This is a genomic window from Paenibacillus sp. 37 (genome assembly GCF_008386395.1).
GTDB lineage: Bacteria > Bacillota > Bacilli > Paenibacillales > Paenibacillaceae > Paenibacillus > Paenibacillus amylolyticus_B.
This window is the reverse complement of record NZ_CP043761.1, coordinates 3686697-3698514: the sequence shown is the minus strand read 5'-3', so window position 1 is coordinate 3698514 and position 11818 is coordinate 3686697. Positions and strand designations below refer to the sequence as shown.

At 45.1% G+C, this 11818-nt stretch carries 11 protein-coding genes; 2 read left to right on the top strand and 9 right to left on the bottom strand.

Annotated features, from left to right (window positions below; translation table 11 throughout):
* Positions 1 to 12: 12 nt before the first annotated feature.
* Both gucD and F0220_RS15855 read right to left on the bottom strand, forming a co-directional pair.
* Entirely contained in the window at positions 13 to 1479 is a 1467-nt protein-coding gene (gucD, locus tag F0220_RS15860; RefSeq protein WP_149846693.1) for an alpha-ketoglutaric semialdehyde dehydrogenase GucD, read from the bottom strand.
* 21 nt (positions 1480 to 1500) lie between these two features.
* Positions 1501 to 2376 (bottom strand): fumarylacetoacetate hydrolase family protein, encoded by an 876-nt coding sequence (locus F0220_RS15855; RefSeq protein ID WP_149846692.1) that lies wholly within the window; start codon positions 2374 to 2376, stop codon positions 1501 to 1503.
* Between the two features lie 217 nt (positions 2377 to 2593).
* Between F0220_RS15855 and F0220_RS15850 the strand changes: the two genes are divergently transcribed.
* Entirely contained in the window at positions 2594 to 3508 is a 915-nt protein-coding gene (locus tag F0220_RS15850; protein WP_149846691.1) for a helix-turn-helix domain-containing protein, read from the top strand.
* Between the two features lie 121 nt (positions 3509 to 3629).
* Here the strand turns inward: F0220_RS15850 and F0220_RS15845 are convergent, their stop codons facing one another.
* Positions 3630 to 5051, bottom strand: coding sequence for a family 43 glycosylhydrolase (locus F0220_RS15845; RefSeq protein WP_149846690.1), 1422 nt, complete (start codon positions 5049 to 5051; stop codon positions 3630 to 3632).
* 136 nt (positions 5052 to 5187) lie between these two features.
* Here F0220_RS15845 and F0220_RS15840 point away from each other — a divergent pair, with 136 nt between their 5' ends.
* A complete protein-coding gene (locus F0220_RS15840; protein ID WP_105598841.1) occupies positions 5188 to 5988 on the top strand; it encodes a helix-turn-helix transcriptional regulator in 801 nt (266 codons plus the stop codon).
* Positions 5989 to 6196: 208 nt separating this feature from the next.
* Here F0220_RS15840 and F0220_RS15835 read toward each other — a convergent pair whose 3' ends face one another.
* The 6 genes from F0220_RS15835 to F0220_RS15810 form a co-directional block, all read right to left on the bottom strand.
* Positions 6197 to 7165, bottom strand: coding sequence for an ROK family protein (locus F0220_RS15835; protein WP_105598840.1), 969 nt, complete (start codon positions 7163 to 7165; stop codon positions 6197 to 6199).
* A 206-nt stretch (positions 7166 to 7371) separates the two neighbouring features.
* The gene (locus F0220_RS15830; protein WP_105598839.1) at positions 7372 to 8544 is read right to left on the bottom strand and encodes an MFS transporter; all 1173 of its coding nucleotides are present in this window, start codon (positions 8542 to 8544) and stop codon (positions 7372 to 7374) included.
* 24 nt (positions 8545 to 8568) lie between these two features.
* Complete coding sequence (locus F0220_RS15825) at positions 8569 to 9387, bottom strand: MerR family transcriptional regulator (RefSeq protein WP_149846689.1); 819 nt, start codon at positions 9385 to 9387, stop codon at positions 8569 to 8571.
* Between the two features lie 250 nt (positions 9388 to 9637).
* A complete protein-coding gene (gene arsC / locus F0220_RS15820) occupies positions 9638 to 10057 on the bottom strand; it encodes an arsenate reductase (thioredoxin) (protein ID WP_149846688.1) in 420 nt (139 codons plus the stop codon).
* Positions 10058 to 10095: 38 nt separating this feature from the next.
* Positions 10096 to 11391, bottom strand: a complete 1296-nt coding sequence (locus F0220_RS15815) for an arsenic transporter (protein ID WP_091018854.1) — start codon at positions 11389 to 11391, stop codon at positions 10096 to 10098.
* A 73-nt stretch (positions 11392 to 11464) separates the two neighbouring features.
* On the bottom strand, positions 11465 to 11791 hold the full coding sequence (locus F0220_RS15810) for an ArsR/SmtB family transcription factor (protein ID WP_149846687.1): 327 nt from the start codon (positions 11789 to 11791) through the stop codon (positions 11465 to 11467).
* Positions 11792 to 11818 lie beyond the last annotated feature (27 nt).

Genomic DNA, 11818 nt, shown 5'->3' with positions numbered 1-11818 from the left:
GCCTCCCACAGTTTATGACTTCACGAAGACCGTTTTGATGGCCGTGAAAAATTCGATAGCCACTTGCCCCTGTTCTCTTGAATGCGAACTTGACATCTTCATTCCGCCGAACGGAGCCTGCAGCTCTACGCCGGCCGTTTCTGCATTAATTCTGACGAGTCCTGCATCCATGTCCCGGATGAAGGACAGCATCGCCCCTACGTTCTGAGTATAGATGGAAGCACTTAAGCCGTAGTCGCTGTCATTCGCCGCTTCAATCGCTTCCTCCAGGGAATCTACTGCAATCAAGGCCAGAACCGGGCCAAAGATTTCTTCCCGAGCGATGGACATATGGGATTCGACCCCTTCAAATACGGTCGGCTGCACATAGAATCCCTCTTCCAGTCCAGGACCGTCCCCTCTTTTTCCGCCAGCGAGCAGAACGGCACCTTCATCCTGGCCTTTTTGAATATAACTCAACACGGTATTGAGCTGTCCTTCACTTGCACATGGACCCATCCAGCTTCCAGAAGACATGCCGTCACCCAACCGGATTTCCTGGATTTGCGAGAGCAGCTTTTCTTTGAAAGCATCGTATACGTTTCGTTCAATAATGACCTTGCTGGTGGCCGTACATTTTTGCCCGGTCGATTTCAACCCACCGCTGATGGTGGCTTCCACAGCCAAATCCAGGTCAGCGTCAGCCGCAATGATGATTGGGTTTTTGCCACCCATCTCAAGTTGATACTTGGCCCCACGTGCCAGCGCTGCAGCGCCGACCCGTTTCCCCACTTCATTGGAACCCGTGAACGTTATTCCCCCCACATCCGGATGCTCGGCAAGTGCAGATCCGATCACTGAGCCTCTGCCGCATACCAGATTAAGAACGCCTGCCGGGATGCCCGCCTCTTCAAAACATTCCATGACTTTAGCCGCTGTGACCGCAGTTTCCTGAGCAGGCTTCAACACAACCGTATTGCCGTAAATCAAGGCCGGAGCCGTTTTCCAAATCGGAATGGCTACTGGGAAATTCCAAGGAGCAATAACCCCTACAACGCCAAGGGGTACGCGGGTCGTAAACATCAGCGCTTCGCTATCCGTTGATGGAATGACATCACCGGTTTTTCGCATGCCTTCTCCAGCGTAATACCTTAATATCGCGACACCGCGCAGTGTCTCTCCTTTGGCTTCGGGGAGTGTTTTGCCCATTTCCCTGGTCATCGCCTCTGCAACTTCATCGGCCCGGCGTTCCAGCACATTGGCTGCTTGAAATAGATAGTTTCCGCGTTCCGCGCCTGATAACCTCCGCCAATCTTTTGCTGCTTCCTTCGCGGCTGAAACAGCCCGATTCAGATCCTCTATGCCTGAGGTGGGTACATAGCCAACTACCTCCTTCCGATTCGCAGGGTTGATGCTTGGTTCGGTTTCACCGGATGTAGCCTTCACCCATTCTCCGTTAATATAATTGCTGTATGTCTGCTCTACCTGAAATGTGGTCATCGCATTCATCCTCCTTGTACATTAGTGTGAAATGACTGGATTAATAAGTGTCCCGATATCGCTAATGGATATTTCAATGCGGTCCCCTGGTGCAAGTGTAAAATCATTAGGGGGCACAATGCTTGTACCTGTTAATAACACCGTGCCGTCAAACAGATCGTTATCTCTGGCCAGAAAAGAGACCAGCTCATCGAGTTTTCGGTTTAACTCACTTGTGCTTGCCTCGCTTTTGACAACTACTTCACCTTCGCGATATATTTCGCAGACGATGTTGAACGCATATGGATTCTGCACCGTTTCCGCCAGACGAATGGCTGGCCCTATGGAGCAAGAATTGCGCCACATTTTTGCTTGTGGCAGATACAGCGGGTTTTCCCCTTCAATATCGCGGCAGCTCATGTCATTGCCAACGATGTATCCCACAATGCTGCCATCCGCGGCAAGCACCAACCCCAGCTCAGGCTCCGGGATCTGCCAATTGGAATCGCTACGAAGTGTGACAGCCTCATTGGGTCCGACGGTGCGGGCTGCTGTGGATTTAAAAAAGATCTCCGGTCTTTCGGCATCGTAAACTTTATCGTAAAAGGTCTTTGCATCCAGCTTGCCTTCCGTTGCTTCGTAATTTCGCGCTTCCCGGCTGCGCTGATAAGTCACACCCGCCGCCCATACTTCCGGAGCTTCCAATGGAGTGATTAGATGCAATGAAGTCCAATCGTCAGTTAACTTGTTTAATGGTTTAAAAGCGCTTTCAACAAGTTGAACTGGGGAAACCCCCTGCTTTCTTGCTTGATAGATCAAAGTCATAAAATCTGCTTGCGGCAAACGATACGCTTGTTCATCATCCGTAACGGCTGCCAGCCACTTCTGTTGTCCGTCCAGAAATCGAATAATTCTCATTCAAGCTTGCCTCCATTTTTCCCCATCGGGTTGATAATACTACCATAGCACCCGCTATGGTTCATGACGATGTTCTAATCACTCCGACGATTTACCCTTTTCACGCATTTTTTTTCTGTTAAGATGAGGTTAGATCCGTTGAACTAAAGATGATTTACGAGGATACTCCGATGACAGGATTTTGGAATATAGAATAGTACAAGGGGGTTGGTCTGTTGTGACCAAGCTTTCGGATGCTGTGTATTTAGGTCGTCTGCCCGATGTTCGCATGTCTTTTCAATTATTGGGGCTCCATGCAAGAAAAGTAGATTCCAGCTGGACTTATCCGTCTCACGAACATTCAATGTATGAAGTCCACTGGATGATGGACGGGCAGATGAACATGGTTGTCAACGGGCAGTCTTACCGTCAGTCGGTTGGCGACCTTCTGTTCATCCGGCCTGGTATGACCCACTCTTGCACGGGAGCCGGACCGGAGGGATTCACTTATTTTTCCGTCCATTTCAGCATACACGATACATCCTTTTGCAGAGAACTTAACCGTTGCAAAGACATCTATTATCCGGCAAATTCGAATTTGGCTCTGGGGCTCTCTTCTTCCCTGTCTACCTTGTATGGTCTGGCTACAGAGCATTTGTCTAGCTCGCTATCTTCCTCCAAACAAATGAAGGTACATGCCGCTGTGTTTGAACTGCTTGGTTCCCTGGTCGGCCAGTTATCTCAGCAAGCATCCGTTACGTTGTCTAGAAAAGAAACCATTGCCCATCAGATTGCTGAGCACATTGAGGATTCGGTAAGATATATCCATCTTCACGGGGAAATTCAGGAGAGCGATCGAACTTGGATTCAGGATATTGCCAAGTCGCTGAGCATTAGCCCGTCACAGGTTAATCGTATTTTTCGGCAGGTGTACGGTATCGCTCCGCGTAAGTTTCTATCCGAAACCCTTCTGAACGAAGCGCAGCGTTTGTTAAAGCAAACCGACCTGAACATAGACCATATTGCGATGATGCTGGGGTATAAGACTAATGCGCATTTCAGTCGCCAGTTCAAGCGGTGGACAGGTATCGCGCCAAGTGAATTTCGCAGTCATTCGCAGCAGGCCGGAGAAGCCAACAATGCGGATGACTAAAAGTATAATCATAAAAACTTCAATTGTCTGAGCCGCAGAGCCTGATCGGTCAACAAAGCAGCCACTGAATGACCAGCAGCTGCTTTGTTTTGCCTGGATTGCTCAGATCATGTTTGGAGGATTACGCTAAAATAAATGATGCAAGGCTGGCACTTCCTGAACCTCTGTACGTAAAATACAAAGCCTGTATACCATCCGGTATCGTTATCTCGGCTGAATAGGGTTTCCAATGATTTGTGAAATGTACCGGGATTGTACCCAGGACAGGACCGTCCCATGCGGTTTTGACCTCAAATGCCCCGTGACAATATCCCCGTACCTTGATCGAGACCTGGCGAATTCCTTTGCAATCAAAATACTTAAACCCTGCCGTTGCGGATTCAACCATGTTGGCAATATAACCGATCTCTTCATCACCATCTCTACCATCCTGGGTTATCTTCGGAAATCGGCTGTCCAGCCAGGCGCCTGCCCCGAAACCTCCAGTGTACTTCTGATCATCTCTGGTCAAAAGATTACATGCAAGATATGCGGGGTACTCGCCTTTTCCTTCAAGCGGTCTACCACTCGGACCACAGGAGGTCATTTCCACCTGAGGAATGCTGCCGTCCTCTTCAAAAGATATCTTCTCAATACAACCCTGGCGGTTGAATGCGTCCCCATTGGTATGACGGTGATAGAAGACATACCAGTCTCCGTTAATCTCCACAATGCTGCCATGGTTATTGCCTCCATAATACATGGGTTTGTCAGCAGGTTTGTAGGAGTTGATATGGAGATCACAGTTGCTTATGATGACGCCCTGATATGTAAATCCTCTATTTGGGAATAGGCTGGTGGCATAACATAATTCATGCATAACGATGGAGGAATACACCAGGTAGTAGGTATCCCCTCTCTTCCGGATGGAGGGCGCTTCAAAAAATTCATGGCCCTCATAACCACTGCCCTTACTATAAGGTTCGCTCGGTGCTACGAATACCGGTTCTTCCACAATCGTCAGCATATCCGGACCTAACATCGTGGCCATCGCGCCATGTCTTGATTGATCTCCGGCCGCACAGAAGCCGGTATACAGATAAGTGTGCTGTCCTTCAGTCATCACACCTGGATCGAACTGGGGCTCATCCCCTTCTCTTTCACCTAGACGAGTGCCGTCGCCATATTGTACATAACCATAGAATTCATATTTGCCGGCAGGTGTATCACATACAGCCACCGAAACAACGGGTACCTTATCCAGCACATAATACAGATAATACCGCCCATCGGGACCCACTGTTACATCTGGCGCATACAGGCACATATGGCCATTCGGATTCAGCGGATCATCTGTTTTCCGGTAGATCACGCCTTCATTTCTCCAATCCCCAAGGTCATTCACGGGTGCAGACCAGCATACATAATCGTTCAGACAGAAGGCATGTCCGTTAAAACGGTCATGTGAACCATACACATACACTCTTTCATTGAATACAAAAGGCTCACTATCAGGTACGTACTCCCAGGATGGAAGATATGGGTTGAAACCCTGCTTGTTCATTCCAGCTACACTCCTCATATAATCGTAATAGTACATTTGTTCTATGAAATGAAGATAACTCTCGTATAATAGAAAATAGCTTAAGTAGTGTATTAACTATTCTTATCTACAACTTAAAGAGAAAGGGGGAAGAACTATGACCTCTATTTTTTATGTGGAATGTGACGCGGTACATCAGAACCATTTTGTTTTTGATATCCCTGAAGGGCATGATGCCTGGCTATTGGTTATTACACAGACCCCTGCACAGTTCTGGGTTGATGGACAACTCAAGGAATACCCGGCTCATTGTGCTGTGCTTTTCAAACCTTATCAGAAAATATATTATCAGGCTTGTTCAGAGCGTTATATTAATGATTGGATTCGTTTTGAAAGTGATGAACCGTTTGTAACCGATACCTCCCTTCCGTCAGGCACACCTTTCCCGCTGGATGATCCGGAATACTGTCATAAGCTGTTCCAACTGCTTGTTGCAGAGCATTCTTTTCAGAACGATTACCGGGAATCGTCCATCAATTGCCTGCTGCGAACCTTGTTCAATAAATTGCTTGAGTCTTGTGTCCAAGAGGATATTAGTCCTCAGCACTATCCTCTGTTGAAGCTTCGAACGGCAATTCATAACCATCCCAGTCATCCGTGGACAATATCAGAAATGGCGAAGATCATAAACGTCAGTCCGGGGTACCTGCAGTTGATGTACAAGAAATCGTTTGGCCTCTCGTGTATGGAGGATGTTATTCATAGCCGAATACGTTTGGCCAAAGAATATCTCACACATCATATGTATACGGTTGCAGAGATTGCTGATCGATGCGGTTACCGTAATGTCGAGCATTTTTGCAGGCAGTTCAAACAAATGACCGGTTCCTCACCTAAACAGTTTCATAAACGACGTGAAGGTGTCGCGGCTGACATAACAGAGTTGGGATATAAATAAATCTCACTTTTAAGCGGGATGTACGTAGATCAATGGAAAAATTCCCACGCTGTCCAATGGGTGTTTATACATAACTTAGCCATCCAACCGGTAGAACGTCATCGAGGTTGTTAGCGTTCTCTGCTGTCATTTTAAGTTAAGGTTTTAGACTGTATGATGCAATGACATATTCTCAAGCATAATTGATCTATTATCATATTGTGATACCTTATAATGACATCTTGTTTTTGGCATATGCAGCCGCGCCGATCATTCCTGCTTGTCCACCTAACTTTGCTTGTACGATATGACAAACACCTGATGAGAGATGCAATGCATGATTTTTAACCGTGTCACGTACTGTATTCAGCAAGCGATCACCCGCTGCCGACATTCCTCCACCAACGATAATCACTTCCGGATTGAATAGATTAATTACATTGGAAAGACCAAATCCAAGAATCTCTCCGGTCTCATGCATTACCTCAACAGCAAGTGAATCTCCAAGATCGTAAGCTTCCGAGATCATACGGGCAGTAATTGCCGTCCAATCTCCTTTCACCCACTTCATAATCATACTCGAGCGCCCTTCCTCAAGCTTGTCTGTAAGGGTTTTGACCATTCCTATTGCGGACACATATCTTCCCAGACAGCCTGAGCTTCCACAACGACACGGGCGCCCCTCCCGATACATATTCATATGACCGATTTCACCTGCACTCGATGTAGTACCGTAAAGAACCTTTCCATCATTGACAATACCAGATCCCAGACCGGTGCCTAAGGTTATCAATATCAGGTTTTTATACCCGCTGCCTGCACCGAACAGCCATTCACCATACAGATTAACCCGAACATCGTTGTCGATATAAGCAGGAAATTCAAAATGATTTATCATATGATTCACGACATGAATGTTTTCCCAGTCTGGAAAATTAGGTGAAAATAGAGAGAGCCCCTGCTCAGGATCTAATAATCCAGGAATGCCCATACCCATGCATAGAATAGATTCTGGCTGGATTCCCTCATACGTCAGCATCTCTTGAATAATGCCTACCATTCGGTTTAATACATGAGATGGTCCCTTTGCCGCTTCTGTAGGGTCGGATCTTTCGTGAATTTTTTGAAACTCCAGGTTGAAAATGGCGGACTTAATATTGGTTCCACCCAGGTCAATTCCGATGATGTATTTTCGCATAATGATCTCCGCTCTTATTTATTTTGATATCTCATGCTCTATTCTGCCATGATGATGTAATGCGATTCTCATTATAACTTTGTTATACACCAAAAAGATCTCTTTTGCAGTGAATGCTGAAGAGATCTTTTTTTATTTACATATAACGGATGATTGCATCTCAACAAAGCCAATTACTTTAGAAGCAAGAATTACCATCACTGAAATTACACTGGATCTGTCGTTCCAATCCTGCTTCTCGATTTCTTAAATAGCAGTATGGCAAGAAGTAAAGCAATTCCTACAGCTCCAAAACCCAACCAATTTAAATACAGGACAGATGTACGACTGATCACAAGCCCACCTAATCCAGATCCCAGTGCAAAACCAAATTGGATAAACGACGTATTTACGCTAAGGGCAATGTCAGGATTACGAGGTGCCAGTGTAACCAGATATAGTTGCTGGGCCGGAGATATGCTCCACGTTGCCAACATAAAGATCATTAAAACCAAGATTAACATCACAAGATTAACTCCAGCTAGAGCAAACAAAAGAAGAGTTACGCCTTGTAACAGAAGGCCTAGACAGATTGTAAACTTTGATCCCTTTGCATCTGCCAATTGTCCGCCCACTTTTGATCCGACAAAGCTGCAAATTCCCGCGAGAAACAGAACACCGCTTATCTCGGTCATGGTAAGAGTGGATGTGGCTTGCAAGAAAGGCGTAATATACGTGAACAGTGTCGAATAGCCGCCGATATACAATAATGTAATAAGCAAGGCAGTCAGAATGAGAGGATTTTTTAAAATGGAGAGCTGCATTCTGAGGGTGATTTTTTCTTCCTCTTTGATTGCCGGAACCTTTTTGTAGATAATAAGTAATGGAAGAACACTTAACAAACCGATTAAAACAAATAGAACTCTCCATCCAAACATTTCACTAAAAAATGTGCCTAGAGGGACACCTAGTACCAGCGAACTGCTTAGCCCCATCAAAATGATGCCGATGGCATTGCCCCTTTTTTCTTTTTCAACCAGTCGTGTCGACACGGCCATTGCTACTACGGTAGCCACTCCTCCGCTAGCCCCTTGAATAATTCGCACCCATAGTAAAGTTTCGTAAGAAAGGTCAACAAGCATAAGTCCGTTGCTGGCAATAAACACACTGAGGGCAGACAACAGTAACTTCTTGCGATCCATATTTATTGTAATTGCAATGAGAATCGGAGCGATAATGGCCGCTGCCAGAGCGAATACAGTCACCAGTAAACCCACTTCGGAAGTAGATACGCTCAAGTCTGAGGCGATCATTTCTATGACTCCTGTAATAATGTACTCAAGGGTTCCGATCAGAAAAACAGCCAATGCCAAAATATATATAATCCATTTATTTTTCACTTTAATCCACTCCGTCTTCTTCAGTTATCTATTTAGTATTGGAATTTGTATTTCTATAAACTGTACATCTTGTTCTTGAGATAAGGGTAAGTATAACTCCCTACCAGCTCCGTTCTCCTTGATCTGATAGTTATTCTTCTCAATCCATGTAGCTAGATGGACACAGGCTTTACAGGCAAAGGTGGCATTGGAACGATAAGCTATGGTGGCCATCATGGGCTCGGCAGGAAGAGTCCGCAGTTGAAATGGGTCGGGAGGTGATCGCAGCTCACAGCTTAAGAAGTAACCTATTTCAAACTCGAATTCTTCCTCTTGTCCTGCGATTTCTTTCCACAAAACAACCTGAGGTCCGTCGATCAGTTGGCGCATTTCTTTTGTTAATGACTGATCAAACTGATGAAATAAACTCGGGATCTCCTCTTCCCTCCCGCACCCTGTCTGAAAAAGAAACGGTCGAGCACCTTCCTCTTTGATTCGGATTTCTTGCCCAGTTTCGACATGCCCCTCTTCCTCTATAAGCTGCATGCGTTCCTCAATTCGGACGAGTTTGGCTTGTTCCGTATCGATAATCTGCTGAATTTCGCTTCTTTTTAGCTTAAACATGCCTTGCATATTCTCCAATGTAATATGTTCCTGTAACAGCTGTTTGATTTGTGGCAACGTAAACCCCAATTCTTTATAAATGATGATTCGGTTGAGCTCAAGAAGCTGATCTGCGGAATAGTAACGGTAACCCGTATCGTGATCTACCTTTCTCGGTTTAAGTATGCCAATCTGGTCATAATAACGCAGTGTTTTTAATGAGACCCTGCTCAGCCTGGAAAATGCACTGATTTTGAACAACATATCAACTCCAATCTATTAACTTAATGCGAGTATATAGTTTCCCGTACAGGGGAAAGTCAAGGGGATGTGCTTCTCATTTGCTAGCTAAAATCAACCACCTTCCTTGTCATCACTCTATGTTGGGGTTATGGGTAAGTCAAAGAACCGTTTCTGAATGAAACGTTCATTTTTTTTGAACAAAAAAAATGCCACTTATCATGGCATTCTCTCGGTACTCATTCAATTATCCTGTTCAGTCAGGTTTGTATTATTTTCCGGTTTCAGCAAATGTTTTAATACGCTCCCCGATCTGGTCACGAACCCTTTGGAATACGGCCCATTTCTCTTCATCTGTACCTTGCGCTTTGGCAGGATCATCAAATCCCCAGTGCTCTCGCTTCACATGTGGAGGCGTCATTGGACATTTATCTGCGGCATCCCCACACAACGTGACTACGAAATCAGCGTTGTTCAACAACTCTGAATGAATGATGTCCGAGGTTTGAGTTGAAATATCCAGATCAACTTCGTTCATGGCTTCAACCGCTTTTGGATTCAGACCGTGGGCCTCAATTCCTGCGCTATAGATATTCCAGTCCTCACTCAGATATTTCTTGGCCCAGCCTTCGGCCATTTGACTCCGGCAAGAGTTGCCTGTGCACAGGAAGTACAGTGTTTTTTTACTCATGTTCATCGTCTCCTCGTTACTTGAATTATAGATTGCTTTTATAGAATGCTTAACCACAGATACAGACCCACTAGCGTAATAAACAGAGTCGGAATGGTGATTATGATACCCGTCTTGAAGTAAGTGCCCCATGAGATTTTGACACCTTTGGTGCTGAGAACATGAAGCCAAAGCAGGGTCGCGAGTGAACCAATCGGGGTAATCTTGGGACCCAGGTCTGATCCAATAATATTGGCATAGATGAGCGCATCCCGAACCGTTCCCGTAGCCGTTGTTGCATCAATGGCAAGTGCATCAATCAAAACGGTAGGCATATTGTTCATCAGGGATGAGATGATTGCTGCGATAAAGCCCATACCCATTGTTGCAGCAAACAATCCTTGATCAGCTACAGCCTGAATGACTACGGCCAATAGATCGGTCAAACCTACGTTACGTAGACCATAAACTACGACATACATGCCGATGGAGAAAAATACAATGGCCCACGGCGCTTCTTTGACAACCAATGTTGCTGGTACAGCTGAACTGCGGGAAGCCATGATCAGGAAGAATATCGCGACAATACCTGCCACAAGAGATACGGGAATTCCGATAAATTCACTGGTAAAGTATCCAATGAGAAGAACCGCTAACACCACCCACGACAACCGAAACATCTTCATATCCTTAATGGCAGTTACCGGAGGTTTCAATTCACTGGCATCAAATCGTTTGGGAATACTCTTGCGGAAAAAGAGATACAGTACACCTATACTCGCCGCCAGTGAGAACAGATTTGGAACAAACATCCTTCCTGCGTACTCCATAAACGTAATACCAAAGAAATCGGCAGACACTATGTTGACCAGGTTACTTACAACCAATGGCAAGGAAGTTGTATCCGCAATAAATCCACTGGCGATAATAAATGGAAATACTCTCTTCTCATCGAAATTCAGTGCACGTACCATGGCTAAAACAATCGGTGTCAGAATCAGTGCACCTCCATCATTGGCAAAGAAAGCAGAAACCACTGCACCAAGGATGGAGACATAAATAAACATACGTACACCATTGCCATGAGCGGCTTTGGCCATATGTAAGGCAGCCCATTCAAAAAAGCCGATACGATCCAGAATTAATGAGATCAGAATGATTGCCACAAAAGCAAGCGTGGCGTTCCATACGATTTGTGTCACATCCCATACATCTTCCAAATTGACCACACCCACAAGTAAAGCAAGGATTGCTCCGCCGCAAGCAGACCAACCAATGGACAGGTTTTTAGGCTGCCAAATAACGAGTACAAGTGTAATCAAAAAGATGATGCAGGCTAACAGCGTAGAAAACAAAACGATACACCCCCTTTCAGTTCATCTTAATTTACATTGCTATATAATGATATGCTTATATATTGATCAAAAATTAATTACATACTGATGTAAAGTTTTCTTTATTTAACGATTTAAGAATAGTTGCTGTATCCGGCATCAATTCCAGGACAGATGAAATATAGGGTGTATTCTCTACATTTAAAGAGTAGTATACCCACTGACCACGTTTACTTTCTTTAACCAAGCCTTGATCCTTCAGTTTGCGCAAATGTTGACTAATTCCAGGTTGTGACATGTCTAAAATCTCTACAAATTCACACACGCACCATACACGTTCCTTGAGGAGTGTAAGGATCGTAAGGCGTGTTTTATCACCGAGCAATTTAAGCTTATCCGCTATCTCTTGCATAGAATCCATAGCACGTCCTCCTTCAATTAAATATAA

Excerpts from the sequence above, each read along its gene's own strand:
- F0220_RS15855 (WP_149846692.1), bottom strand. The coding sequence starts at position 2,376 with ATGAGAATTATTCGATTTCTGGACGGACAACAGAAGTGGCTGGCAGCC.
- F0220_RS15840 (WP_105598841.1), top strand. The coding sequence starts at position 5,188 with ATGACCTCTATTTTTTATGTGGAATGTGACGCGGTACATCAGAACCAT.
- arsC (WP_149846688.1), bottom strand. The coding sequence starts at position 10,057 with ATGAGTAAAAAAACACTGTACTTCCTGTGCACAGGCAACTCTTGCCGG.
- F0220_RS15845 (WP_149846690.1), bottom strand. The coding sequence starts at position 5,051 with ATGAACAAGCAGGGTTTCAACCCATATCTTCCATCCTGGGAGTACGTA.
- F0220_RS15835 (WP_105598840.1), bottom strand. The coding sequence starts at position 7,165 with ATGCGAAAATACATCATCGGAATTGACCTGGGTGGAACCAATATTAAG.
- F0220_RS15810 (WP_149846687.1), bottom strand. The coding sequence starts at position 11,791 with ATGGATTCTATGCAAGAGATAGCGGATAAGCTTAAATTGCTCGGTGAT.
- gucD (WP_149846693.1), bottom strand. The coding sequence starts at position 1,479 with ATGACCACATTTCAGGTAGAGCAGACATACAGCAATTATATTAACGGA.